General features: G+C 66.4%; 23 protein-coding genes. 2 read left to right on the forward strand and 21 right to left on the reverse strand.

The window, feature by feature from the left end:
• Positions 1-120 precede the first annotated feature (120 nt).
• The 21 genes from NX784_RS09090 to ndk all read right to left on the reverse strand — a co-directional run bounded on the left by NX784_RS09090 (position 121) and on the right by ndk (position 22,905).
• Positions 121-2,400, reverse strand: coding sequence for an ATP-binding protein (locus tag NX784_RS09090; protein ID WP_258816329.1), 2,280 nt, complete (start codon positions 2,398-2,400; stop codon positions 121-123).
• Positions 2,401-2,489: 89 nt separating this feature from the next.
• Positions 2,490-3,734 carry a glycosyltransferase gene (locus NX784_RS09095; RefSeq protein WP_258816330.1) on the reverse strand — a complete coding sequence of 415 codons (1,245 nt, stop codon included), beginning with the start codon at positions 3,732-3,734 and terminating at the stop codon, positions 2,490-2,492.
• Between the two features lie 69 nt (positions 3,735-3,803).
• Positions 3,804-4,640, reverse strand: a complete 837-nt coding sequence (locus NX784_RS09100; RefSeq protein ID WP_258816331.1) for a helix-turn-helix domain-containing protein — start codon at positions 4,638-4,640, stop codon at positions 3,804-3,806.
• 16 nt (positions 4,641-4,656) lie between these two features.
• The gene (locus NX784_RS09105) at positions 4,657-5,109 is read right to left on the reverse strand and encodes an FKBP-type peptidyl-prolyl cis-trans isomerase (protein WP_258816332.1); all 453 of its coding nucleotides are present in this window, start codon (positions 5,107-5,109) and stop codon (positions 4,657-4,659) included.
• A 19-nt stretch (positions 5,110-5,128) separates the two neighbouring features.
• Positions 5,129-5,725 carry a MarC family protein gene (locus NX784_RS09110; protein WP_258816333.1) on the reverse strand — a complete coding sequence of 199 codons (597 nt, stop codon included), beginning with the start codon at positions 5,723-5,725 and terminating at the stop codon, positions 5,129-5,131.
• A gap of 150 nt (positions 5,726-5,875) precedes the next feature.
• Entirely contained in the window at positions 5,876-6,418 is a 543-nt protein-coding gene (locus NX784_RS09115) for a phosphoribosyltransferase (RefSeq protein ID WP_166865465.1), read from the reverse strand.
• Between the two features lie 76 nt (positions 6,419-6,494).
• Positions 6,495-7,808 carry an adenylosuccinate synthase gene (locus tag NX784_RS09120; RefSeq protein ID WP_370662921.1) on the reverse strand — a complete coding sequence of 438 codons (1,314 nt, stop codon included), beginning with the start codon at positions 7,806-7,808 and terminating at the stop codon, positions 6,495-6,497.
• Positions 7,805-8,962 (reverse strand): ATP phosphoribosyltransferase regulatory subunit, encoded by a 1,158-nt coding sequence (locus tag NX784_RS09125; RefSeq protein ID WP_258816335.1) that lies wholly within the window; start codon positions 8,960-8,962, stop codon positions 7,805-7,807. Before NX784_RS09125 ends, NX784_RS09120 begins: the two co-directional genes overlap by 4 nt.
• A 294-nt stretch (positions 8,963-9,256) precedes the next feature.
• Entirely contained in the window at positions 9,257-10,129 is an 873-nt protein-coding gene (gene hflC, locus NX784_RS09130; protein ID WP_258816336.1) for a protease modulator HflC, read from the reverse strand.
• Positions 10,129-11,424: an FtsH protease activity modulator HflK gene (hflK, locus tag NX784_RS09135; RefSeq protein ID WP_307735930.1), complete on the reverse strand. Its 1,296-nt coding sequence runs from the start codon at positions 11,422-11,424 to the stop codon at positions 10,129-10,131. The genes hflC and hflK overlap by 1 nt, the downstream gene beginning before the upstream one ends.
• A gap of 63 nt (positions 11,425-11,487) precedes the next feature.
• Positions 11,488-12,651 (reverse strand): GTPase HflX, encoded by a 1,164-nt coding sequence (gene hflX / locus NX784_RS09140; protein ID WP_258816494.1) that lies wholly within the window; start codon positions 12,649-12,651, stop codon positions 11,488-11,490.
• Between the two features lie 29 nt (positions 12,652-12,680).
• Entirely contained in the window at positions 12,681-12,917 is a 237-nt protein-coding gene (gene hfq, locus NX784_RS09145) for an RNA chaperone Hfq (protein WP_036168820.1), read from the reverse strand.
• Between the two features lie 246 nt (positions 12,918-13,163).
• Positions 13,164-14,501 (reverse strand): ribosome biogenesis GTPase Der, encoded by a 1,338-nt coding sequence (gene der / locus NX784_RS09150; protein WP_258816337.1) that lies wholly within the window; start codon positions 14,499-14,501, stop codon positions 13,164-13,166.
• Positions 14,502-14,507: 6 nt separating this feature from the next.
• The gene (bamB, locus tag NX784_RS09155; RefSeq protein ID WP_258816338.1) at positions 14,508-15,653 is read right to left on the reverse strand and encodes an outer membrane protein assembly factor BamB; all 1,146 of its coding nucleotides are present in this window, start codon (positions 15,651-15,653) and stop codon (positions 14,508-14,510) included.
• Between the two features lie 117 nt (positions 15,654-15,770).
• Positions 15,771-16,424, reverse strand: a complete 654-nt coding sequence (locus tag NX784_RS09160) for a YfgM family protein (RefSeq protein ID WP_258816339.1) — start codon at positions 16,422-16,424, stop codon at positions 15,771-15,773.
• Positions 16,425-16,482: 58 nt separating this feature from the next.
• Positions 16,483-17,790 (reverse strand): histidine--tRNA ligase, encoded by a 1,308-nt coding sequence (hisS, locus tag NX784_RS09165; RefSeq protein WP_258816340.1) that lies wholly within the window; start codon positions 17,788-17,790, stop codon positions 16,483-16,485.
• 236 nt (positions 17,791-18,026) lie between these two features.
• Entirely contained in the window at positions 18,027-19,310 is a 1,284-nt protein-coding gene (gene ispG, locus NX784_RS09170; protein WP_258816341.1) for a flavodoxin-dependent (E)-4-hydroxy-3-methylbut-2-enyl-diphosphate synthase, read from the reverse strand.
• A 7-nt stretch (positions 19,311-19,317) separates the two neighbouring features.
• Positions 19,318-20,355, reverse strand: coding sequence for a helix-turn-helix domain-containing protein (locus NX784_RS09175; protein ID WP_258816342.1), 1,038 nt, complete (start codon positions 20,353-20,355; stop codon positions 19,318-19,320).
• Between the two features lie 10 nt (positions 20,356-20,365).
• Positions 20,366-21,178 carry a type IV pilus biogenesis/stability protein PilW gene (gene pilW, locus NX784_RS09180; protein ID WP_258816343.1) on the reverse strand — a complete coding sequence of 271 codons (813 nt, stop codon included), beginning with the start codon at positions 21,176-21,178 and terminating at the stop codon, positions 20,366-20,368.
• Positions 21,178-22,350, reverse strand: a complete 1,173-nt coding sequence (rlmN, locus tag NX784_RS09185; RefSeq protein ID WP_258816495.1) for a dual-specificity RNA methyltransferase RlmN — start codon at positions 22,348-22,350, stop codon at positions 21,178-21,180. Before rlmN ends, pilW begins: the two co-directional genes overlap by 1 nt.
• A gap of 129 nt (positions 22,351-22,479) precedes the next feature.
• Positions 22,480-22,905, reverse strand: coding sequence for a nucleoside-diphosphate kinase (gene ndk / locus NX784_RS09190; RefSeq protein WP_047824070.1), 426 nt, complete (start codon positions 22,903-22,905; stop codon positions 22,480-22,482).
• A 267-nt stretch (positions 22,906-23,172) separates the two neighbouring features.
• Between ndk and NX784_RS09195 the strand changes: the two genes are divergently transcribed.
• The gene (locus NX784_RS09195) at positions 23,173-23,856 is read left to right on the forward strand and encodes a Bax inhibitor-1/YccA family protein (RefSeq protein ID WP_258816344.1); all 684 of its coding nucleotides are present in this window, start codon (positions 23,173-23,175) and stop codon (positions 23,854-23,856) included.
• Between the two features lie 224 nt (positions 23,857-24,080).
• Positions 24,081-24,434 carry a hypothetical protein gene (locus tag NX784_RS09200; protein WP_258816345.1) on the forward strand — a complete coding sequence of 118 codons (354 nt, stop codon included), beginning with the start codon at positions 24,081-24,083 and terminating at the stop codon, positions 24,432-24,434.
• Positions 24,435-24,479: the final 45 nt, after the last annotated feature.

The following is a 24,479-nucleotide window of genomic DNA, read 5'->3' on the forward strand; positions in this document are numbered from 1 at the left end:
AAGAGTCATTTCCTCAATTAATCAAAAGCTTGTCATCCTCCTGTCACATTGTTTGTGTCAAAAAATTTGTATTTATGTAAATTTTCTCGACACACAAATGTTTGATCGCAATCAAACGAGTCACGCCGGCGGTACGGCGCTTTCGGTGCGGTAGCGCTCCACGAACGCGGCCAGGTCTTTCGAATGGTAGCCTTGCGCCAGTGCGTGCAGGCGGTTCGCGAATGGCGCATACGCGGGATCGAGCGCCTGCAGGTAGCTGGCGCGCTCGCGGATCTTGCGCATGTTGCCGATCCGCGCCAGCTGCCACAACACCTCGATCTCCTGGGCCGGCGGGACGACGAGCGCCGCGTCGTCCTCGTCCTCGGCGGCGTGCGGTTCCGGCGCGGGCAGCCCGGCGATCCACGTCAGCGCGAGCTGCGTGCCGATGGTGCGCAGCAGGACGTCGTGCTCGACGGGCTTGGCGAGGAACGCGTCGACACCGGCGTCGACGCTGCGCGCCTCGTCGTCGCGGCCGGCGCTGGCGGCGACGGCGATGATCGGGATCGTCTTCCACGCCGGCAACTGGCGGATGCGCCGCGTCGTCTCGTTGCCGTCGAGGACAGGCATCATGACGTCCATCACGATCAGGTCGGGCTTGAAGCTGTCGAGCACGACGAGGCACTCCATGCCGTTCTCGGCCGCGGCGACGACGAACCCGAGGTCTTGCAGCAGGCTCATCACCATCGCGCGGTTCTGCGGGACGTCGTCGACGACCAGCACGCGCTTGCGTTCGCCTTCATAGCCCACGATGGCGCGCATCGACGGCTGCGTGGCGGGGGTGCCTGTCGCGACCGGCAGGGCCAGTTCGAACGCGAACGTGCTCCCCTTGCCCGGCTGGCTCGCCACCGTGATGGTGCCGCCCATCAGGCGCACAAGTTGCTGGCTGATGGCCAGGCCGAGGCCCGTGCCGCCCTCGCGCCGGCGGGCGTCGGCCACCTGCTCGAACGGGTGGAACAGGCGGCCGACCTGAGGCGCGCTCATGCCGATGCCGCTGTCGGCCACTTCGAAGCGCAGGCGCGCGATCGCGTCACTGCCATGCCCGTTCGCACCGTCGCCCGGCGGTGCCGGCAGCACGCGCAACGACACCGTGCCCTGATCAGTGAATTTCACCGCATTGCCCAACAGGTTCAACAGCACTTGGCGCAGGCGCGTCTCGTCGACCGTCACCGCGGCCGGCAGGTCGGGCGCCGGTTCGTAGTGGAACGCGAGCCCTTTTTCCTCGGCCTTCACGCGCATGATGTCGACGACAACTTGAAGGAAGGTGCCGAGATGGATGGCGATGGGATGCAGCACCATCTTGCCGGCCTCGACGCGCGCCAGGTCGAGGATGTCGTTGATCAAGGTGAGCAGGTGCTGGCCGCTCTCGTGGATCGTGGCGAGGCCGACGGCCTGCCGTTCGTTCAACTGGTGCCGGTCGCGCCGCAGCAGCTGCGCATAGCCGATGATGGCGTTCAGCGGGGTACGCAGTTCATGGCTCATCTGTGCGAGGAAATTGCTGCGCTGGCGCGCCAGCCCGACGGCCTCCGCGAGCGCCTCCTCGCGCGCCGCCTCGGCCGCCTTGCGTTCCCGGTCGACGGTGGCCAGGTGCTCGAGCCGCGAGTTACTGGCGGACAGGCCCGCCCGGTAGTGCAGCAGCCCCTGCGCCAGGCCGACGAGTCCTGAGGCGATCCACGCGATCACGAGCCCCGCGAGCAAGGCGGTCTTCGAGATCCATTTGCCGCGGAACCGCAGGGAGCGCAGCTCGATCGTGATCGATTGGCCCGGCGGGATGGCGGCCGTCGATATCTCCGCGACCGTCACGTGGTCGAGCCGCGGATAGGTCTTGGACAGCGGCACCTTGTACAACGTGCGCCACCAATCCGCCGTGCGCAATACGTTCATGGGGATGCTGAACCTGGGCTGGGCGGGCAGCTCGATCTCGGCAATGTTGTAGCGCTGCGAATTCCACTCGCCCGGCCTGAAAAACTCCGGTTCGAAATTCAGCAGGTTAAGGTTGACAATGGGAGGCGTGCGGCCCGTATAGCGCAGGTCGAACTCGATCGTGTCGAAGCGGGACAGGTCCACGCCCTTGCCCGGTTCGCCCAGCAGGAACTGCAACTTGCAAAACGGGTACGAGGCGCGCGCCCGCAACTCGCAATGCATGACGATGGCATCCGGCCTCACGACGACCGAGCCGACGGAATTGCCGTGCAGCTCGCGCCGATCGTCGGCGACCATGACCCCATGCGGCTGGCGGGGCGAAATCTCGATCGTACGGATCATCCCGAAGTGCTGCCAGAGCAGCAAGGCCGGGGTCGCCAGCAGCAAGGCGATCACCACGTAATAGCTGAGCGCCGTCGGACGGGAGAGCGACAGATTCATGTGCAGGCCAATCGTTTCTAAGGCGGGGAATCCGGCTGGGAATTCCAGTATATACCGAAGAAGTGTCCGATCAGCCAACATCGGCGCCGTCAGCCGGCCAGCCGGCGCGCGGCGCCGCCCAGCAGGCGGTCGACGGCCTCGCGCACGCCGTCTTCGCGCGCCATCGCCTGCCCGACGCGGCGCGCGTTGTCGCGCAGCGCGGGCGCCGACGCGGCCGCGACGGCGTGCGCGAGGCGATCGCCGTCGAGCCGCATGGCCGGACACGTCACGGCGATCCCCCGCTCGCCCGTCCGCCGGGCCCAGAAGAACTGGTCGCCGGCGAACGGCACGACGACGGACGGCACGCCCGCCCGCGCGGCCGCGTGGCTGGTCCCGGCGCCGCCATGGTGCACGGCGAGCGCCGTGCGCGGGAACAGCCAGTCGTGCGGCGTGTCGCCCAGCGCGAACACGCCCTCCGGCAGCCGGGCCGGATCGATGCCGCTCCAGCCCGGATGGAACAGCACGCGCCGCTCCGCTGCCACGGCCGTGACGGCATCGACGAGCGTCGCCTGGTCGACACCCGCCATGCTGCCGAAGCCGATGTAGACGGGTGCCGGCCCGGCCGCGAGAAAGTCCAGCAAGGCCTGTTGGGGCCGCCAGTCTTCCCGCGCCGGCAGATGCCACGCGCCCGTGAGTTCCGCGTTCGCGGGCCAGTCGGCAGGACGCGCCAGCAACGTGGGCGAGCAGCCGTACAGCATCGGCACGCCGCGCCACGGCCGGCGCCGCGGCGGTGCGCCGAACACGTGGCGGCGCGCGCGGTTCAGTTCGGGGCCGAACATGGACCACGCCATGTGCTCGAACGCGCGATGCGCGAGCAGGTTGGCCCAGCCCGGCCAGCGGTGCACGGGCAGGAACGGCGGCGCGAACGCGCGCGTGGGCGTCATCGGCCACATGGCGGCGCCGGCGACGGGGACGCGCAACGCGTCGGCGACGGCGAGGCCGACGAAACCCGCGAGGCCCGAATACACGAGCGCATCGCTGCCCCGCGCCACCGCGCGTGCCGCTTCCATCCACGGCCCCGTGTTGTCGCGCGCGAGGGCCGCGCAGGCGCGCGTGAGGCGCGTCATGCTGGCGCCGTCCTCGAGCAGCCGGCCGAACGCGCCGCCGGGCAGGAACGCGGCGCGCATGTCGCCCGCCAGCGCCGTGAAGGGAATGCCGAGGGCCTGCGCATGCGGCGCGCCCGCCACGTCGGCCAGGACGTGCGCCTCGTGGCCGCGCGCCCTCACTTCACGCGCGAGCGCCAGCAGCGGGCGCGTGTCGCCGTCCGTACCGTAGGTGAGAAAGGTGATCTTCATCGTCGTGCCTCGTTCGGAAAGGCACGATTCTGGCCGGCGGCGCGGCGGCCGGCTTGAACAAACCCGACATCAGAGCCGATACGGCCAGTACTCGCGGTCGGTATCGATGTGCGTTTCCAGTCGCGACGGCGGCAAGCCCGCGAGCTGGCGCAGTTCGCGCGCCATGTGGGCCTGGTCGGCATAGCCAAGTTCGGCAGCGAGGTCCGCGAGCGTGCGCGCGGGCGCCTGCGGGTCGCGCAGCGCGTACACGGCCGCGTTCATCCGCTGCAGGCGGCGCGCCTGCGCGGGACTCAGGCCGACATGGGCGCGGTACTGACGCTGCGCCTGGCGCTCGCCCACGCCAAGTGCTTCTCCGAGCGCGGGCACGGTGGCGGCGCCGTCCGGCGCGGCGATGCGGCGCAGGCTGGCGCCCAGCGCCGGATCCCAGCGGCCGCGCACGGCACGCCAGCGCGCACACAGGTCCGCTTCGACCCACGCCAGCTGCGTGGCATCGTCGGCGCACGCGCGCAGCGCCTGCGGCCACGTGGCCCAGCCGGCATCGAGCAAGTCGTCGGCGGGGTCGTTGCGGTCTTGCAGGGCGGCTGGTGCGAGTCCCGTCAACAAGGCGAACGCGTCGGGATACAGCAGCACGCCCAGCGAGCGCAGCGGCGCCAGCGACAGCGACGCGACGGGCCGCGTGCGCGGTCCGGACACGGACCAGTCGGCCATCGCCCGCAGTTCGCCCATATCGTCCGGCAGCGCGACGGCGCCTTGCGCGAAGAACGTGAGGCTGCAGTACACCATCGCCGGGAACCGGTTCAGGTGCGGCTGCGCGGGCGGCCACGGCTCGTCCACGGTCGAATAGAAGCCGATGCCGTGCACGGCCTCGGTCAGCTCTCCCTGCGGCGTGTGCATCCAGGCGTGCATGGTCGCCGCGGCGGACTTACTGCACGTCGAGCAGTTCGACGTCGAAGATCAGGTTCGCGTTGGGCGGGATCGGTCCGCCGCCTTCCGCGCCGTAGCCCAGCGCGGCGGGAATGACGAGCGTGCGCTTGCCGCCCACCTTCATGCCGGCGACGCCCTGGTCCCAGCCGGGGATGACCATGCCGCTGCCGAGCTGGAACGTGAACGGCTTGCGGCCGACGGAGCTGTCGAACTGCTCGCCGTGGTGCTGGGGCGCGTCCGGCAGGTACAGCCAGCCCGTGTAGTTGACGGTGACGTGTTTGCCGGGCGTCGCTTCCGCGCCCGTGCCGGCCGTGGTGTCGATCTTCTGGAAGGCGATGGCGGACGTGTCGGCCTTGGCGGGCGCGGACGGCGCTTCTTCGCGGCGCTTGCAGGCAGCCAGCGACAGGGTGAGCGCGAGGCCGAGGGCAGCGGCGCGGAGCATTGTGTTCATGGTTGGATCCTTGTGAAAGTCAGAGGGTCTTGACGAAGGCGCGTACGCCGCCCAGCAGCATCTCGATCGACATCGCCGTGAGGATCAGGCCCATCAGGCGCTCGAACGCCGTCATGACATGCGTGCCGAGCAGGTTCTGCAGGCGCTCGGCGCCGAGGAAGACGACCAGCCAGACGGCGGCGACGGCCGCCAGCGCGGCCACGTGCACGAGCACTTCCTCGATCGAGCCGGAGGTGAACAGCAGCACGGTCGCCAGCGCCGACGGCCCGGCCAGCGCGGGAATCGCGAGGGGCACGATGAACGGCTCGCCGCCTTCGCTGCGACCGAGCACGCCGTCGGGATGCGGGAAGATCATGCGGATGGCGATGATCAGCAGGATGACGCTGCCGCCGATGCGCAGCGAGATGTCGGTCAGCTGCAGCGCCGCCAGGAAGTGGCGGCCGAAGAACATGAAGAGCAGCAGCAGGAGGAAGGCGATCGCGCATTCGCGCACGACGATGCGCGGGCGGCGGGCCGGGGCCACGTCTTTCAGCGCCGTCACGAACAGGGGGACGTTGCCGAAGGGGTCCGTGACGAGCAGCAGCAGGATGAAGGTCTGGAAGAAGCTCTGGGTCATGGGCGTTGTTATTGTTCTTGCGACTCGTCGATATTAACCGATCATTGGATCGTAGGGTGGGCACAGGGGTGCCCACCCTACGACAGCGCGGCCGCAATGAAAAAAGGCGACACTGCTCGTGTCGCCCTTCTCGTTCGTATCCGCTGCGGATCAGTTCTGCTCGAACTTCTTCAGCCACGACGACAGCTGGTGCGGACGCAGGCCGTCGTAATCCTCGAACGGCTGGTGGATCCACGGATTGTGCGGCAGGTCGACCAGGTGGTAGTCCGGCTTGATCGACGACGTGCCCTTGACCCAGATGACGGCCGAACGCACTTCCGTCACGTCCTGGTAGTTCTGCTGCAGGTGCTCGCGCACGCGCATCAGGGTGACGCCGGAATCGGCCAGGTCGTCGACCAGGAGGATGCGGCCGGCCAGCGGGCCCTTGGTCATCGTCATGTACTTGGCGATGTCCAGGTCGCCCTGCTTCGTGCCCGCTTCTTCGCGGTACGAGCTGGTCGACAGGATCGCCAGCGGCACGTCGAAGATGCGCGAGATCGCGTCGCCCGGGCGCACGCCGCCGCGCGCGAGGCACAGCACCATGTCGAACTTCCAGTTCGATTCGTACACCTTCAGCGCGAGGCGCTCGATCAGGCGGTTGTATTCATCCCAGGAGACCCACAGGTCCTTGTCGGTCGATGGAGGCGTCGTCATTTGGAGTATCCCTAGTTTCTGCTTGTGGCTGACGTCCCGACCGCACGGGTAGCACGGCGGGGACGCTGTTTCGATATCAGGCTGCGAACGGGTGGCGCAGCACGATGGTTTCTTCGCGGTCCGGACCGGTCGACACCATGTCCACCGGAACGCCGACCAGTTCTTCGATGCGCTTGATGTACGCGCGGGCGTTGGCCGGCAGCTCGTCCATCGACTTGGCGCCGACGGTGGTGCCCGTCCAGCCCGGCATCTCTTCGTACACCGGCACACAGGCCGCGGCTTCTTCGGCGCCCACCGGGAAGATGTCCGCGTCGCGGCCGTCGATCTTGTAGCCGGTGCACAGCTTCAACGTTTCCAGGCCGTCGAGCACGTCCAGCTTCGTCAGGCACATGCCCGACACGCCGTTGATCTGCACGGAGCGGCGCAGCAGCGCGGCGTCGAACCAGCCGCAGCGGCGGGCGCGGCCCGTCACGGTGCCGAATTCATGGCCGATGCGCGACAGGTGCTCGCCCACGCCGGCGTCCGTCGGCAGCTCCGACGGGAACGGGCCCGAACCCACGCGGGTCGTGTAGGCTTTCGTGATGCCCATGATGTAGTGCAGCATGCCCGGACCGACGCCGGAACCGGCGGCGGCATTGCCCGCGACGCAGTTCGACGACGTGACGAACGGGTACGTGCCGTGGTCGACGTCCAGCAGCGAGCCCTGCGCGCCTTCGAACAGCAGGTGGCCGCCGGCCTTGTGCGTCGCGTACAGCGCGGACGACACGTCGCCGACCATCGGACGCAGGCGCGGCACGAGGGCCATCGCGTCGTCGTACACCTTCTGGAAGTCCAGCGCCTGGCCGCCCAGGAAGCCGGTCAGCACGAAGTTGTGGTATTCCAGGTTCTCGCGCAGCTTCTCGGCAAAACGGGTTTCGTTCAGCAGGTCGGCGATGCGGATCGCGCGGCGCGCGACCTTGTCTTCGTAGGCGGGGCCGATGCCCTTGCCCGTCGTGCCGATCTTGTTCACGCCGCGCTTGGCTTCGCGCGCGACGTCGATGGCGACGTGGTAAGGCAGGATGACGGGGCACGCTTCCGAGATCTTCAGGCGCGACGCGACTTCCACGCCCGCGGCTTCCAGCTTGTCGATCTCGCGCATCACGTCCGGCACGGAGACGACGACGCCGTTGCCGATGTAGCAGGCCACGCCTGCGCGCATGATGCCCGACGGGATCAGTTGCAGCGCGGTCTTCTGGCCCTTGATGACCAGCGTGTGGCCGGCATTGTGGCCGCCCTGGAAACGTACCACGCCGGCGGCATGGTCGGTGAGCCAGTCGACGATCTTACCCTTGCCTTCATCGCCCCACTGGGTGCCGATGACAACGACGTTCTTAGCAGTATTTGACATCATGAGCCTAAGTTTTTGAGAATCCAATTTCCTTGTTCGAGGACGAGCACGCGGTCGCACTCGAACTCGTCCTGTACATTGTCGTGACCCGGCATCGACTGGATCACCGTTTCGCCGCGCTTGCGCAGTTCGGCGATTTTTTCGCGCAGTTCCGGCGCGTTGCCCCACGGGGCACGAATGGAGTGCTTGCGCTCGGCCGTCGGCAGCAGCCGCGCGAGTTCACGCAGGTCGAGCGAGAAGCCCGTCGCGGGACGCGCGCGGCCGAAGGCCTCGCCCACGTGGTCGTAGCGGCCGCCGCGCGCGACGGCGTTCGGCAGGCCCGGCACGTACAGCGCGAACATGGCGCCGCTTTCATATTGGTAGCCGCGCAGGTCGGCGAGGTCGATCGCGATTTCGGCCCGGCCGAGGACCGAGCCCGCCAGCGCCGCGAGTTCCGCCAGCGCGCGGGCGATGCCCGGCAGCGGCGGCAGCACGTCTTTCGCACGCGCGAGCACGTCGACGTCGCCATACAGGTTCGGCAGCGCCAGCAGCGCGGCACGGGTCTGCTCGTTGTAGCCGGCGGTCGCATCGATCAGGCCCGGCACGTCCTTCGAGCGCAGCAACGCATACAGCAGCTGCTCGTCGCGCTTGGCGGCGGCATCCTCGGCGAGGATGGCGCGCAGCACGCCCACGTGCGACAAGTCGAGGCGCGGCTGGTCGAAACCCGCCAGAGCCAGCGATGCGAGGGCCAGTTCCTGGATCTCGGCGTCCGCTTCGAGGCCGGCATGGCCGTAGATCTCGGCGCCGATCTGCAGCGGCTCGCGCGTCGCGTGCAGGCCGGACGGCTGCGTGTGCAGCACGCTGCCGGCGTAGCACAGGCGCGTCACCGTGTCGCGGTTCAAGAGGTGGGCGTCGATGCGGGCGACTTGCGTCGTCATGTCGGCGCGCAGGCCCAGCAGGCGGCCGCTCATCGAATCGACGAGTTTGAACGTGCGGAGATCGGTGTCCTGTCCGGCGCCGGCCAGCAGCGAATCGACGTATTCGAGCAGCGGCGGCATCACGAGCTCGTAGCCGTAGGTACGGAAGGTGTCGAGCATCAAGCGGCGCAGCTCTTCGATCTTGCGCGCTTCGGACGGCAGGACGTCGGCGATATTCTCGGGCAGGAGCCAGGTGGGCATGGGCAAAGCGGGTCGGATTATTAAAAGTCGGACAACATTCGGGCAGCACGAGCGCGGCTTTGCACGCGTTCATTCCGCCGAATCGACGATTTTAACCGAAAACGCGGGCCGGTTGGCGATGAAACGAATGCCAACGTTGCCGATCATCCACGTAAACGTGCCGTGTCACGTAGGGTGGACGGGTTCCCCGTCCACGCGTTCAACAACCGTTTGCCCGTCCATTCACGCGGGATTTGAACGCGTGGACGGCCCGTCGGCCGCCGATCGGCACACCGACGGGTGTAGCCGTCCACCCTACTTCCCGGGCCCTTTGAAGTATTTGAAAAATTCCGAGTTCGAATCGAGCACGATCACGTCGTTCCGACCCTTGAACGTGGCCTTGTACGCCTCCATCGACCGATAGAACCGGTAGAACTCCGGATTCTTGCCGAACGACTGCGCATAGATCTGCGACGCCTGCGCATCGCCCTCGCCCTTGATCGTCTCGGCGTCGCGCTGGCCTTCGGCGAGGATCGTGTTGCGCTGGCGCTCGGCGTCGGCGCGGATCGTTTCCGCCTCGGCCGCGCCCGTCGCGCGGAATTCGTTCGCCACGCGCACGCGGTCGGCCTTCATGCGCTCGTACACGGCGTTGTTCACCTGGTCGACGAATTCGATGCGCTTCAGGTGCACGTCGAACACTTCCACGCCCAGGTCTTTCGCGTCTTGCGCGAGGTCGGTGCGGACGGCGGCCGCGACGTCCGCGCGCTTGCCGCCCGTGAGGACATCCGCCAGGTTGCGCTTGCCGATCTCGGCCGTAAGCGCATTGCGCACGAGCTGGCCCAGGCGCTCGGCGCCGCGGTCCGCGTTGCCGTTAATGGCGATCACGTACTGGCGCGGGTTCACGATGCGCCATTTGACGAAGGCGTTGACGAGCAAATCCTTCTTTTCGGCCGTCATGAAGCGCTCGCCGTCCGGCGTGTCGAGCGTCTGCAGGCGCTTGTCGAGGTACACGACGTTCTGGAACGGCGGCGGCGCCTTGAAGTTCAGGCCCGGTTCCTGGATCACCTCGCGCAATTCGCCCAGCGCATACACGACGGCATAGCGATGCTGGTCGACGACGAACATCGACGACGCCGCGAGCGCGACGACGAGCGCGCCCCCGAGCAGTATGGCAAACAGGCGGCCCATCAGCGGCTCTCCCGTTCGCGGCCCGTGTCGCGGCTGCGCAGCTCGCGCGTGCGCGCCGATTCGCCCGACGCGTTGTCCGGCTGCGTCGCGGTGGACGATTGCTGCTGCGGTTGCGACTGGGCCTGCGGCTGCTGCGCCGGCTGGGCCGGGTTCTGCGGCGGCGCCATCACAGGGCCGGAGCCCGCGCCGCGCGCCGCCTCGTTCGCGGTCGACTGGGCCAGCAGGCGGTCCAGCGGCAGGTACACCTGGTTGGTGCCGTTCTTCGTGTCGATCATGACCTTGCTCGTGCTGGAGAGGATTTGCTGCATCGTCTCGATATACATGCGGTCGCGCGTGACGGCCGGCGCCTTCGCGTACTCGGCGACGACCTTGTCGAAGCGCGCGGCGGCGCCCGTCGCCTGGTTGACGACCTGCGCGCGATAGCCTTCCGCATCCTGCACGAGGCGCGCCGCGCGGCCCTTGGCCTGCGGGATGATGTCGTCGGCGAACGCCTGCGCTTCGCTGCGTGCGCGCGCACGCTCTTCCTGCGCCTTGCCGGCATCCTCGAACGCGGCGACGACCTGGTCCGGCGGCTGCACGGACTGCATCGTCACGCCGACGATGTCAGCGCCCATCTTGTAGCGGTCGACCATGAGCTGGATCGCTTCACGCGCCTGCGCCCCGAGCTTGTCGCGGCCTTCGTAGAGGACGGTGTCCATGCGGTTCTGGCCCACGAGTTCGCGCACGACGGTCTCGGCCGCGTCGCGGACGGTCTGCACCTGGTCGCGGTTGTTGAACGCCCAGGCGACCGGGTCCTTGATCTTGTACTGCACGGAGAACTGGACGTCGACGATGTTCTCGTCGCCCGTCAGCATCAGCGCTTCGTTCGGCTGCTTGTTGCGCACGTTCGCGCGATAGCCGATCTCGGCCGTCTGCGGCTGCGCCGTGTTGACGATGTCGTGCGCCTGGAACGGTGCCGGCCAGTGCCAGTTGAAACCGGCACCCGTCACGTGCGACAGCTTGCCGAACGTCGTCACGATGCCGACCTGCCCTTCCTGCACGATGAACGCGCCGCTGGCGAGCCAGATCAGCAAGGCGATGGCGCCGACGACGGTGGCCGTCAGGCCGATGCCGCGGGCGTCCGGGCGGAACTTGCCGCCGTCGCCGCCGCGCTTGCCGCCGAACAGGCGGTTCAGGCGCTGATTGAAGTCGTTCCACAGTTCCGCGAGTTCAGGCGGTCCCTCGTTGTCGTTCTTATTGTTGGGGCGCCGCCCCTCGTTCGACTTGGGTTTGTGGCCCCAACGCGGATCATTCAAGGACAGCAGAGGGCCGCCGGCCTTGCGTGTGCCGATCCGTTTAATCAAAGATACAAGCATAGACTAGTGGGGTCCGGGATGGGGAGTCGCGGGCATGGGGTCGGCATGCGCATAGCCGACTTCCTCGCCTTCCTGCTCGTCGGCGTCCGGCAAGGCTGCCGGGCGGCCGGCCGCTTCGACGATCGCGTCGCGCAACAGGTCGAGGCCCGCGCCGCTCCTGGCGCTGATGAAAACGCGGCTGATCTTACCATATTCATCACGCTCGATTCCCGGCTCGAGGCCCGCGGCATCGATCTTGTTCCAGACGAGGATCTGGGGAATATGGTCGGCGCCGATCTCGCGCAGCACGTCGTTGACCTGGTCGATCTGCTCCATCCGCACGGGCGATGCGCCATCGACGACGTGCAGGAGCAGGTCGGCGTGGATGGTTTCTTCGAGGGTCGCGCGGAACGCGGCGACCAGCTGGTGCGGCAGTTCGCGCACGAAACCGACCGTATCGGACACGACGACGTTGCCGGTGTCGGGGCCGAGGTACAGGCGGCGCGACGTCGTGTCCAGCGTGGCGAACAACTGGTTCGCGACGTACACGCCGGCCTTCGTCAGGGTATTGAACAGCGTCGACTTGCCGGCGTTGGTATAGCCGACGAGCGACACGGAAAACGTCTGGTTGCGCCCGCGCGAACGGCGCTGGGTCTCGTGTTGCTTGCGCAGCTTCGTCAGACGCGTGCGCAGCATCTTGACGCGCTCGCCGATGAGACGGCGGTCGGTCTCGAGCTGGGTTTCGCCGGGACCGCGCAGGCCGATACCGCCCTTCTGGCGTTCCAAGTGGGTCCAGCCGCGGATCAGGCGCGTGGCCAGGTGCTGCAGCTGGGCCAGTTCGACCTGCAGCTTGCCCTCGTGGCTCTGCGCGCGCTGCGCGAAGATGTCGAGGATCAGGCTGGTGCGGTCGACGACGCGCACGTTGAGGCGCCGCTCCAGGTTACGCTGCTGGGCGGGCGACAGGGCGTGGTTGAAAATGACGATCTCGACCTTATCGGCGAGAACGGCCTGCGCGATCTCGTCGGCCTTGCCGCTGCCGACGAAATGCGCGGGATCTGGACTGTTGCGCTTCGCGGTGATCGTGGTGACCGGTTCGGCCCCCGCCGAGCGCGCCAGCAGGGCCAGTTCTTCGAGACTGGCCTTGAAGTCGCCAGCACCGAAATCGATACCGACCAGTGCGGCGCGCATGGAGTTGCCGGACACGTCAGCCATCGACCTCACTCGGCGTCTTGTTCGAGGTTGAGGTTGACGGCGCGGGCCGGAACGACGGTGGAGATAGCGTGCTTGTAAACCATCTGGGTGACCGTGTTACGCAGCAGGACCACGTACTGGTCGAAGGACTCGATATGGCCCTGGAGCTTGATCCCGTTGACCAGGTAGATCGAGACGGGGACGTGCTCTTTGCGCAAGGCGTTGAGGAATGGGTCTTGTAACAGTTGCCCTTTGTTGCTCATGACAGCTCCGTGATGTTGTTGTCGTATAAAAATTGTGGCGGGATGCCGGATTTCAAGTGGCTGCGCCAACATTCTCAAGCTGTGAATGTTCGCCCAGGCTCACTGTAACCTGTTTTGGTCTTTTTTGTCGTACTGCTATGGTTAATCCTGGCTTAAAAAGCTGCTTGCAGTATCGAATATCGGCTGCGGATGCAACGCCGAACATCGGTAGGGTGGACGGCTTGCCGTCCACCCTACCCGCGCCGGTTAGTCCTTGGCGAACGGGTTCTTGCCACTCCTCAGCTCGATCCGCAGCGGCGTGCCGATCAGGTCGAACGTATCGCGGAAATGCTTTTCCAGGAAGCGCTTGTACGGCTCCGTGATGCCGTCCAGCGCATTGCCGTGGATGACGATGATCGGCGGATTCTGGCCGCCCTGGTGGGCATACCGCATTTTCGGACGCGTGCTGCCCTTGCGCTTCGGTTCCTGCTTCTCGACGGCTTCCTGCAGCGCGCGCGTCAGGCGCGGCGTCGACAGCTTCGCGGTCGCCGCGGCATATGCCGTGTCGATCGCCTTCATCAGGTGGTTGATGCCCGTGCCCTTCAGCGCCGAGATGAATTTGGTCTCGGCGAAATCGAGGAAGTTCAGCTTGCGGTCGATGTCGTTCTTGATCTGGTCGCGCTGGTCGGACGTGAGACCGTCCCACTTGTTGACGGCGACGACGAGCGCGCGGCCCGTCTCCAGGATGAAGCCGGCGATGTGCGCGTCCTGCTCGGAGATGTCCTGCTGCGCGTCGAGCATCAGCACGACGACGTTCGCCTCCGAGATCGACTGCAGGGTCTTCACCACCGAAAATTTTTCGATGGCCTCGAACACCTTGCCGCGGCGGCGGATGCCGGCCGTGTCGATCAGCGTGTAGTTCTTGCCGCCCTTCTCGAACGGCACCTCGATCGAATCGCGCGTGGTGCCCGGCATGTCGAACGCGATCACGCGCTGCTCGCCCACGAGCGTGTTGATGAGGGTGGACTTGCCGACGTTCGGCCGCCCCACGAGCGCGATCTTGACGCCGTAGTCGGCCGGCTCCAGCTCTTCCTCTTCCGCGGGACGCTGCTGCACGGCTTCGTCGATGGCTTCGTTGACGAGGTCCAGCACGCCGTCGCCGTGGGCCGCGGAGATCACGTACGGATCGCCCATGCCCAGCTCGTAGAAGTCGGCCGTGACGGACGTGTACTTCATGCCCTCGCTCTTGTTCACGACGAGCATGACCTTGCGGCCCGACTTGCGCAGGAAGTCGGTGATGGTCTTGTCGTGCGGCGTGAGGCCCTGGCGGCCGTCCACGATGAACATGACGATATCCGCCTCGGCGACGGCCTGGCGCGTCTGCAGCGCCATCTCGTGCATGATGCCTTCCTTGGCGACCGGCTCGAAACCTCCGGTATCGATGACCAGGAACGGCCGTTCGCCCATGCGCCCTTCGCCGTAGTGGCGGTCGCGCGTGAGACCGGGCAGATCCGCCACAAGCGCGTCGCGCGAGCGGGTCATGCGATTGAATAAGGTCGACTTTCCGACGTTGGGACGACCTACGAGTGCGATTACCGGCTTCATTGAATCTTATTCGACCGCGATGGCGGTCACTGTTCCATTTTGTGTTTGAAAAATCAGGTTCGAACCGGCGACGAGGGGCGTCGATTCGATGGCGCTGCCGTCCGTGGCGGCGCGGGACAGGAACGCCCCATCTTCGCGCGACAGGAAGTGCACATAACCCTGGTAGTCGCCGACGGCGACGGCGCGACCGTACGACACGGGCGTCGACAGGCGGCGGTATGCCAGCTTGTCGTTCTTCCACGCGCTCGTGCCGCTGTCGCGGTTGTACGCGTAGACGGCGCCCTTGTCGTCCGGGACGAACACGAAGCGCTGGTCGGCGGCGACGCCCACTTCGGACGACAGGTCGCGGGTCCAGCGCGGGCTGCCCGTCGCGAGGTCGAAGCAGCCGACGCGGCCCTGGTACGACACGGCGCAGACTTCGTCGTCGATCACGACCGGCGTGCCGCCCATGTCGGTGACGCGCTCCAGTTCCGTCGCGCCGCGCGCGATGCCGACCTCGATCTCCCAGCGCGGTGCGCCGGTGGCGAGGATCAGCGACATCAGCTTGCCGCCCGGCTGGGCGATCAGCACGTCCTTGTCGTGGATGACCATGCCCGGCGCGAGGCGCAAGGTCAGTGCCGGCGCGGTGCGCTGCACGGTCCATTTCTTCTGGCCCGTCTTGGCGTCGTAGCCGACGATGCGGTTGTCGATGCTGCGCGCGACGACGATGCCCTGGCCGACGACAGGCGCCGACAGGATCTCGGACGACAGTTGGGCATCCCACAGCTTCTTGCCGTCCATGTCGAACGCGAGCAGCATGCCCTTGGCGCCGCCCAGCACGATGACGTTGCCGTCCGTGCCGACGCCCGCCGTCAGGTCCATGCCCGCCTTCGTGCGCCAGAGCTGGCGGCCCGTCGCGGCTTCCACGCGCACGAGCGTACCGTCGCCCCCGGCCGCGACGATGGTGTTGTCGGCGACGGCCGGCGAGAACATGTAGTTCTGCGATTTGCCGACTTCCAGCTTCCACGCCGTACGCACGGCCATCGAGCCTTTCAGGTCGACGAGCGGCGTGGGCTGGTTGCCCTTCGATTTCGACGCGAACGGGTTGAGCGAGGAGCAGCCCGCCATCAGGGCGAACATACCGACACCAACGAGCTTCCGGGTAATACGCATGTGTTTTTTTACCTTGTTCTCAAAAACGTCGTTCCCGCCGGGCCGGCGCAGCGGCGCCGCGCCTGGCGCGACCTGCCGATGCCCGCGACGCGAGCGGGAAGGACGGGTTTATCTGACTTACGCTGCCGCTTTCGGCGCCGGTGCGGCACCGCCGATCGCATCCAGCTTGACCTGCACGACCTGGCGGCCCGGGTGGTTCTTGGCCATATTGTCGAGCGCGCTCTGGTACGCGGTGCGCGCCTCAAGCAGCTTGTTCTGCGCGACGAGGATGTCGCCCTTGCGGTCCAGGACTTCGGCCGCGAACTGCGCGGGGAACTCGCCATTCAGCTGCGCCAGCGCCTGGTCGTAGGCCTTCTCGTCCAGCAGCACGCCGGACAGGCGCAGCTTCGCGATGGCCTTGTACTCGTCGTCGCCGTGGTCGATCGCCCATTGCAGCTGGGTCTTCGCGGTTTTCAGGTCGTTCGCGTCGAACGCGGCCTTGGCGGCGGTCAGCGCGGCCATCTGGCCGTACGCGGTCGAACCGTACTTGCCTTCGATGTCGCTCGTGATGCGCTGGATCTTGGCCTTGTCATTGGCCTGGACGGCTTCCGTCAGGCCGTCGTACAGGCCGGACGCTTCCGCGGCCTGCGTGCGCTGGTGCGCGTTCCAGAAATTGTAGCCGGCGTAGCTGCCCAGCGCGATGATCAGCACCCAGCTGATCAGATTGCCGTACTGGCCCCAGAAGGCCTTGAAATTGGCTATCTGTTCCTGTTCTTCGAGATCGTATGCCATGGACGTCGTTCTTAGTCGTTATCGTTGGTTGAAGGTGCCCGCGCGCGCGGGCTGCGGATTATGGATGGTAATGCACGTGGTCGTGGTCATGATCGTGGTCGTGACCGCCCACGATCTGGTCGACGATGAAGTCGACGGCGTCGTCGAACGGCACGCTCGACTGCTGGCCGCCCGCCTCGCCTTCGCGCAGCGCCTTCACTGCGACGACGCCGTTCTTGACCTCGTCCTCGCCGATGATCACGGCGAACGCGGCGCCCGAGCCATCGGCCTTCTTCATCTGGCTCTTGAAGCTGCCCGCCCCGGCCGGCGTCGCGCAGTGCAGGACGACGTCCAGGCCGGCGTCGCGGATGCGCTCGCCAAGGATGAACGCCTTCATCTGCGCGTCCATGCCCTGGTGCACGAGGTAGACGTCGCACTGCGCCGGCTGCGACGGCTCGCCCTGCGCCTTCATCAGCTCGATCAGGCGCTCGATGCCCATCGCGAAGCCGATGCCCGGCGTCGGCTTGCCGCCGAACGTCTCGATCAGCGGATCGTAACGGCCGCCGGCGCAGACGGTGCCCTGCGCGCCCAGCAGGTCGGTGACCCACTCGAACACGGTGCGGTTGTAGTAGTCGAGGCCGCGCACGAGGCGCGGGTTCACCGTGTACTGGACGTTGTTCGCGTCGAGGATCTTCTTGAGGCCCTCGAAGTGCGCGAGCGATTCCTCGCCCAGGTAGGCCAGCAGTTGCGGCGCCTGGTTGACGAGGTCCTGCATCGCCGGGTTCTTCGTGTCCAGGATCCGCAGCGGGTTCGCGTGCAGGCGGCGCTTGGCTTCCGCGTCGAGGACGTCGATGTTCGCTTCGAAGTAGGCGATCAGGTCGGCGCGGTGGCGCTGGCGCTCGTCCGCGTTGCCGATCGAGTTCAGCTCGAGACGGATGTTGTCGAGGCCCAGGTCGTCCCACAGGCGGCGGCACAGCATGATCAGTTCCGCGTCGATGTCCGGGCCGGAGAAGCCGATGGCTTCCGCGCCGAACTGGAAGAACTGGCGATAGCGGCCGCGCTGCGGACGCTCGTGGCGGAACATCGGGCCCTTGTACCACAGGCGCTTCGGACCGTCGTACGCAAGATTGTGCTCGATGACGGCGCGCACGACGCCCGCCGTGCCTTCCGGACGCAGCGTGAGCTGGTCGCCGTTCATCGAATCGGTGAAGGAATACATCTCCTTCTCGACGATGTCGGTGACGGCGCCGATGGCGCGCGCGAACAGGCCCGTCTCTTCGACGATCGGGGTGACGATCTTCTGGTAGCCGTAGCTCTTGAGCACGGATTCCGCGGTGTTCTCGAACAATTCCCACAGCGGCGCGTCGGCCGGGAGGATATCGTTCATGCCTTTGATGGCGACGATTTTCTCTGCTTTAGACATATTCTTTTGTTCTCGTATGACGAACGGTTTCCCGTCCGGTAGGGTGGACGGGTCCCCCGTCCACGCGGCGATAGTTACCGGCCCCGACACCGCACACGTTCACGAAGCCGACGTTCACGAAGCCGCAAAACGATGGCTCCGATATCGAGCGCGTCTTGCTAACGCCAACCATCACCGCGTGGACGGCGGAGCCGTCCACCCTACACGGTTTCCTTGCCGTAATTTTTTTCCACGTAATTCAGCACGATCGTCTTGAACTCATCCACGATCCGCTCGCCCCGCAGTGTAGCGACCTTTTGCCCATCCACAAAGACCGGCGCCGCCGGCGATTCGCCGGTGCCCGGCAACGAGATGCCGATGTTCGCGTGCTTCGATTCGCCCGGACCGTTCACGATGCAGCCCATGACGGCCACGTTCATCGCTTCCACGCCCGGATACGTCTTCTTCCATTCCGGCATCTGCTCGCGCAGGAAGGTCTGGATGTTGTCCGCGAGTTCCTGGAACACGGTCGACGTCGTGCGGCCGCAGCCCGGGCACGCGATGACCATCGGCGTGAACTTGCGCAGGCCCATCGTCTGCAGGATTTCCTGGCCGACGACGACTTCCTTCGTGCGGTCGCCGCCCGGTTCCGGCGTCAGCGAGATGCGGATCGTGTCGCCGATGCCTTCCTGCAGCAGCACGGACAGCGCGGCCGTCGAGGCGACGATGCCTTTGCTGCCCATGCCCGCTTCCGTCAGGCCCAGGTGCAGCGCGTAGTCGCAGCGACGGCCCAGTTCGCGGTAGACGGCGATCAGGTCCTGCACGCCCGACACCTTGCACGACAGGACGATTTTTTCACGCGCGAGGCCGATCTCTTCGGCGCGCTGGGCGTTCTCGATCGCCGACGTGATCAGCGCTTCGTACATGACGGACTGCGCGCTCCACGGCTGCGCGCGAGAAGCGTTCTCGTCCATGATGCGCGCCAGCAGCGCCTGGTCGAGGCTGCCCCAGTTGACGCCGATGCGCACGGGCTTGTCGTACTTGATCGCCGTCTCGATCATCTGGGCGAACTGGGTGTCGCGCTTGGCGCCCTGCCCCACATTGCCCGGATTGATGCGGTATTTCGACAGCGCCTGCGCGCACTCGGGGAAATCGCGCAGCAGCAGGTGGCCGTTGTAGTGGAAGTCGCCGACGAGGGGGACGTCGACGTCCATCTTGTCGAGCTGTTCGCGGATCGCCGGCACGGCGGCCGCCGCTTCCGGCGTGTTCACGGTGATGCGCACGATCTCGGAACCGGCGCGCGCCAGTTCCTTCACCTGGATCGCCGTACCGATCACGTCGGCCGTGTCCGTGTTCGTCATCGACTGCACGACGACGGGCGCATCGCCGCCGATCACGACCTTGCGCGCGCCGTGCTGCACGACCACGCCGCGGCTGGCGCGGCGCGACAGCGGGCCGGATCCGATCGGCTCGTTGGCGTTGTTCGAAAAAGTCATCTCTTCCATTCCGTTGTTACTGCAGGTTCACGCGCGCCAGCGTCTTGCCCGGCACGGGCGGCAGCGCGACGGCATTGCCGCGCAGGGTGGCCGTCACGCCGGACGGATTGCCGACGACGACGCGCACGGGTTGCTCGACGTTGACCGTCTCCGTGCTGCCGCCCTTCACGAGGCGCGACAGCAGCGGCGCGCCGCCCTTCGCGGGACGCACTTCGATCCAGGAATCTTCGCGCACGTTCAGCACGAGCGCGTTGGCGCCCGCGGGCGCACCTGCGGCCGGCGCGGCTGCGGCGGGCGCAGGTGCGACTGCGGCCGGCGCCTGCGTCACGGCCGGCGTGGCAGCCGGCGCGGGGATGGTCGTCGGCGGCGCACCCGTCGCCGTCGTGCCCGGCACGTTGACGACGGGGCCCGGTGCCGCATTGGTCGCGGGCGCGGCCGGCGCGGTGGCGCTGGCGCCCGGGCCCGGTACGGAAATCAGCGGCACGGACGGATTCTGCACGGGTTCGACGGTGGTGCCCGGGGTCTCCGTCACGACGCCGTTCGCGGCCGGCGGCGTCACGGCGGTCGTCGCTGCTTCGTTACGCTGGCTGCCCGGCACGAGGCCGAAGTGCCACGCGCCGGCAGCGGCTGCCGCGACGACGACGATGCCGCCCGCGATCCAGCCCAGCGGCAGCGACGAGCGCTTGCCGTGGCTGGGGAAGCGCGACTCGGAGAACGAGGCCGGCGTCGGACGGCGGGTCGCCGTGACGGCGCTCGTGTCGGGCGCGGGTTCCGTCTCCATCGCGATCTGCGCCACGAGCGGCGCCGGATCGAGCTTCACCAGCTTGGCATAGGCCCGCACGAAGCCGCGGGTGACGGCGGGGCTGGGCAGCGAGGCGTAATCGCCCGCTTCCAATGCGATGACCTGGCGCACGGCCAGTTTCAACTGGTCGGCCACCTGTTCGACGGACCATCCCATCGCCTCGCGCTGGGCGGCCAGGGTCTGGCCAGGGACGCCATGCAAGGAAGGCGGATTATCGGGTGCCGCCGGCTGATCTGCACGCTCGGAAGTCATTGTCGTTGTCTCACTCACTAAATGCACCGCGCTCGAAGGCCGCGTACTCGGGCGAACCGGGGAAGCGCTTGCGCAGCTGCGCGGCCAGCGACGCTTCCGTGCTCCGGTCGCCGACCATGTGCTTGACCCGGATGGCCAGCCACAGCACGTCGGCCGACAGCGTATCGAGCTTCGCTGTCTCCGTCAGGCGGTTAATGAAAAACCCGGCGCGGGAATAATCGCGCCGCTCGAAATACACCCGGGCCAGGCCGGCGCTCGTCGCCGGCTGATCGGGATCGTAACGCAGGGCGTCGAGCAGATAGCGCTCGGCCGCGTCGGCATTCTTCATCTTCAGGCTGCAATTGCCTGCATTGATCATGGCTTTGACCGGCGTCGCATAATTCGGATTCTTCAGCGCCGCGTCGAAATACGCCATCGCGTCGCGCGGCTTGCCGCCGGCGCCGCACAGGAACAGCCCGTAGTTGTTGGCCAGGTCGGGATTGCGCGGCGCGAGGCGCAGCGCGTGCCGGTAGTTTTCGTCGGCGAGCACATTCTCGCCCATCGCCGTGTAGATCAGCGCGCGCACGCCGTACGCGTCCGCGTACTCGGGGTTGGCGACGATGGCCTGCTTCACCTCGTCCAGCGCGACGTCGTACTTCCCGTCCTGGTAATAGCCCACCGCCAGTTGCAGGCGGATCTGGGCGCGCTTTTCCGCGGCCGTCTGGTCGGACAGCGTCTTGAGCTCATGCGACTCGCCTTCCAGGCCGCCGTTCGTGCCGGCGCAGGCCGACAGCAGCAGCGGGATGGCGAGCGCGCAGGCGAGGCGTCCGGGCAGCCGCGGCATCAGGACGCGATCTCCACGATCTTGCCGAAGTTCGGGCCGAACTTTTGCTGGTATTCGGTCATCTTGCTCATGCGCTCGTTGACGCGGGTGCGGTCCTTGACTTCCCCTGCCAGCTGGCCGCAGGCGGCGTCGATGTCGTCGCCGCGCGTCTTGCGGATCGTCGTCACGAGGCCCGCATCCATCAGCACCTGGGCGAACGCCTTGATGCGCGGGTTCTTCGAGCGCACGAGGCCCGATTCCGGGAACGGATTGAACGGGATCAGGTTGAACTTGCACGACACGCCGACGACCGGGTCATTGACGAGCGCGACGAGTTCGCGTGCATGCTCGTCCGTGTCGTTGACGCCGTCCAGCATGCAGTATTCGAACGTGATGAAGTCGCGCGGGGCGAACTCCAGGTAACGCTTGCACGCGGCCATCAGCTCGCGCAGCGGGTATTTCTTGTTCAGCGGGACGAGCATGTCGCGCAGCGGATCGTTGGAGCCGTGCAGCGACACCGCAAGCGCCACCGGGCATTCCTGCGACAGCTTGTCCATGTTCGGCACGACACCGGACGTCGACACGGTCACGCGGCGGCGCGACAGGCCGTACGCGTTATCGTCCAGCATCAGCTTCAGCGCGGTGACGGTGGGGTCGAAGTTCAGCAGCGGTTCGCCCATGCCCATCATGACGACGTTCGTGATCTGGCGCTCGCCCTTCGGCCCGGGCTCGATGCCTTTCGTGCGGCGCAGCTCGAACTCGGCCATCCACAGCTGGCCGATGATCTCGGCGACGGTGAGGTTGCGGTTGAAGCCTTGCTTGCCCGTCGAGCAGAAGCGGCAGTTGACGGCGCAGCCGGCCTGCGTGGAAATGCACAGGGTGCCGCGCGTCTCTTCCGGGATGAACACGGTCTCGACGGCATTGCCGTTGCCGACGTCCACGAGCCATTTGCGCGTGCCGTCGCTCGACGTGTGGTCGCTGATGACGGCCGGCGCGCGGACTTCGGCGCGCGTCTTCAGCTTTTCACGGAGCGATTTCGCCAAGTCCGTCATGTCGTCGAAATTGGCGGCGCCGAACTGGTGGATCCAGCGCTGCAGCTGCTTGGCGCGGAAGGGCTTCTCCCCCAACTCGGCGCAGTAAGCGGCGAGCTGCGCGGGATCGAAGTCCAGCAAGTTGGTGAGAGTTGCCATGATTGAATCCTGTGCCTTCAAAATAAGTCCCGCCCGCCGGGCTCTTCGAGCATGGGCGAGCGGGTTATTGCATATGTTAAACCGACCTCTGGCCGGCCAACACAAATAATTGCTACAAAAAATAAACTGCGATTAACGCGAGTAGACGTTCAGTGCCGGGAAGTAGTAAGCGATCTCGACAGCGGCCGTCTCGGCAGCGTCCGAACCGTGCACGGCGTTGGCGTCGATCGAATCGGCGAAGTCGGCGCGGATGGTGCCCTTGTCGGCCTTCTTCGGATCGGTTGCGCCCATCAGTTCGCGGTTCTTGGCAATCGCGCCTTCGCCTTCCAGCACCTGGATCATGACCGGACCCGAGATCATGAAGTCGACCAGATCCTTGAAGAACGGACGCTCTTTGTGGACGGCGTAGAAACCTTCGGCTTCGGCGCGCGACAGCTGGGCCATACGGGCAGCGACGATCTTCAGGCCTGCGCCTTCGAAACGGCTGTAGATTTGGCCGATCACGTTTTTAGCGACTGCGTCAGGTTTGATGATCGACAGGGTGCGTTCGATTGCCATTTAAAAACTCCAATAAAAAGAAAGGTTTAAATCGAGATTTGGGAACTCAATCAACCTTCTATTTTACCATACATCCGTCATCCTACCCATATTGCGCCGCCCGCGCCCCGGATGTTAGAGTGACATCAGTCAGACCTCGTCCATACGGTCGCGTGCGCCGGCACTTATGCAGGGCTTAAATCTTGCGGTTCCGACAGCCCACGGCCTGTTGAAGACGGGTCCCATCCCCATATGGGGTGCAAAGCGATTTCTTCCAACGGAGGCATTATGATTCCCAGCCTGCAGAAAACCTACGACGTGTCGGCCATCCAGGCCTCGCGTCACCGCGTGCTGCGCAACACTTACTGGTTGCTCGCACTGTCCATGATCCCGACCGTGTTCGGCGCCTACATCGGCCTGCAGATGGCGCTGCCGATCTTCGCCGGCGGCATGGGCGTCCTGCTGTTCTTCGCCATCGCGTTCGGCTTCATCTTCGCGATCGAGAGGACGAAGAACTCGGCGGCCGGCGTGCCGATCCTGCTCGGGTTCACGTTCTTCATGGGCCTGTGGCTGACGCCGCTGCTGCGCTACACCTTGCACTTCTCCAACGGCGGCACCCTGATCATGACGGCGTTCGCCGGCACCGCGGTCGTGTTCGCCACGATGGCGACGATCGCCACCGTGTCCAAGCGCGATTTCTCGGGCATGGGCAGCTGGCTGTTCGCCGGCGCCATGGTCGTGATCGTGGCCGCCTTCGCCAACATCTTCCTGCACCTGCCGGCGCTGATGCTCGCGGTGTCGGTGCTGGCGATGGTGATCTTCTCCGCGTTCATCCTGTTCGACGTGAACCGCATCGTGAACGGCGGCGAGACGAACTACATCAGCGCCACGCTGGCCATCTACCTGGACATCTACAACGTGTTCACGAGCATGCTGCAGCTGCTGGGCGTCGGGTTCGGCAACCGCGACTGATTCCCTGCTTGCCTGATGCATCGGAGCCGGCCCGCGTGGCCGGCTTTTTTTCGCGGTCACGCATGCATACGCGTGGGCACAGGGGTGTGCCCACCCTACGAGTGACGCTGTCGTAGGGTGGGCACCCCGAGCCCATGCGAACAGCGGCGTCGACGAAAAGTCCGATTGGCAGAATTGAACGGGCCTGCGTACAATATCCGTTCGCCGTCGATTCCGCCTCCCCAATGCCCCGTAGCCTGGTCCATGTGTTGCTGTCGCTGTTGCTGCTCGTATCGCAGCAATTGTCGCTCGGCCACGGCTATACGCACTGGGCCGAGGTCGACGAGGCGCTCGTCCAGCAAGCGGCCGCCGGCGCCGACGAAGCCGACGACAACAGCGGCAAGCTGCCGAAGCCGGCCCTGCACGACCTGTGCGGCCAGTGCGCGGCCAGCGCCCAGATCGCCTTCGCGCTGCCGACGACGCTGCGCCGGTTCGTCCCGGCCGAGCTGGCCTACGCCGCGCCGGTCGTCCGTGCCACCCCGGGCATCTGCCTGCTCGAGGCCTGCCCGTTCCAGTCGCGCGCCCCACCCCAGGCCTGAATAACGTCCCGTTTTTCCCGCACCGCCCGGCGCGTCCCGGCGGTG

The organism is Massilia pinisoli (genome assembly GCF_024753285.1).
In the GTDB taxonomy this organism is placed as follows: domain Bacteria; phylum Pseudomonadota; class Gammaproteobacteria; order Burkholderiales; family Burkholderiaceae_D; genus Telluria; species Telluria pinisoli.

What these genes read in the sequence shown, in the direction of transcription:
- NX784_RS09090 (WP_258816329.1), bottom strand. Translation starts at nt 2,400, where the DNA reads ATGAATCTGTCGCTCTCCCGTCCGACGGCGCTCAGCTATTACGTGGTG.
- NX784_RS09095 (WP_258816330.1), bottom strand. Translation starts at nt 3,734, where the DNA reads ATGAAGATCACCTTTCTCACCTACGGTACGGACGGCGACACGCGCCCG.
- NX784_RS09100 (WP_258816331.1), bottom strand. Translation starts at nt 4,640, where the DNA reads ATGCACGCCTGGATGCACACGCCGCAGGGAGAGCTGACCGAGGCCGTG.
- NX784_RS09105 (WP_258816332.1), bottom strand. Translation starts at nt 5,109, where the DNA reads ATGAACACAATGCTCCGCGCCGCTGCCCTCGGCCTCGCGCTCACCCTG.
- NX784_RS09110 (WP_258816333.1), bottom strand. Translation starts at nt 5,725, where the DNA reads ATGACCCAGAGCTTCTTCCAGACCTTCATCCTGCTGCTGCTCGTCACG.
- NX784_RS09115 (WP_166865465.1), bottom strand. Translation starts at nt 6,418, where the DNA reads ATGACGACGCCTCCATCGACCGACAAGGACCTGTGGGTCTCCTGGGAT.
- NX784_RS09120 (WP_370662921.1), bottom strand. Translation starts at nt 7,808, where the DNA reads ATGATGTCAAATACTGCTAAGAACGTCGTTGTCATCGGCACCCAGTGG.
- NX784_RS09125 (WP_258816335.1), bottom strand. Translation starts at nt 8,962, where the DNA reads ATGCCCACCTGGCTCCTGCCCGAGAATATCGCCGACGTCCTGCCGTCC.
- hflC (WP_258816336.1), bottom strand. Translation starts at nt 10,129, where the DNA reads ATGGGCCGCCTGTTTGCCATACTGCTCGGGGGCGCGCTCGTCGTCGCG.
- hflX (WP_258816494.1), bottom strand. Translation starts at nt 12,651, where the DNA reads ATGCGCGCCGCACTGGTCGGTATCGATTTCGGTGCTGGCGACTTCAAG.
- hfq (WP_036168820.1), bottom strand. Translation starts at nt 12,917, where the DNA reads ATGAGCAACAAAGGGCAACTGTTACAAGACCCATTCCTCAACGCCTTG.
- der (WP_258816337.1), bottom strand. Translation starts at nt 14,501, where the DNA reads ATGAAGCCGGTAATCGCACTCGTAGGTCGTCCCAACGTCGGAAAGTCG.
- bamB (WP_258816338.1), bottom strand. Translation starts at nt 15,653, where the DNA reads ATGCGTATTACCCGGAAGCTCGTTGGTGTCGGTATGTTCGCCCTGATG.
- NX784_RS09160 (WP_258816339.1), bottom strand. Translation starts at nt 16,424, where the DNA reads ATGGCATACGATCTCGAAGAACAGGAACAGATAGCCAATTTCAAGGCC.
- hisS (WP_258816340.1), bottom strand. Translation starts at nt 17,790, where the DNA reads ATGAACGATATCCTCCCGGCCGACGCGCCGCTGTGGGAATTGTTCGAG.
- ispG (WP_258816341.1), bottom strand. Translation starts at nt 19,310, where the DNA reads ATGGAAGAGATGACTTTTTCGAACAACGCCAACGAGCCGATCGGATCC.
- NX784_RS09175 (WP_258816342.1), bottom strand. Translation starts at nt 20,355, where the DNA reads ATGACTTCCGAGCGTGCAGATCAGCCGGCGGCACCCGATAATCCGCCT.
- pilW (WP_258816343.1), bottom strand. Translation starts at nt 21,178, where the DNA reads ATGCCGCGGCTGCCCGGACGCCTCGCCTGCGCGCTCGCCATCCCGCTG.
- ndk (WP_047824070.1), bottom strand. Translation starts at nt 22,905, where the DNA reads ATGGCAATCGAACGCACCCTGTCGATCATCAAACCTGACGCAGTCGCT.
- NX784_RS09195 (WP_258816344.1), top strand. Translation starts at nt 23,173, where the DNA reads ATGATTCCCAGCCTGCAGAAAACCTACGACGTGTCGGCCATCCAGGCC.
- NX784_RS09200 (WP_258816345.1), top strand. Translation starts at nt 24,081, where the DNA reads ATGCCCCGTAGCCTGGTCCATGTGTTGCTGTCGCTGTTGCTGCTCGTA.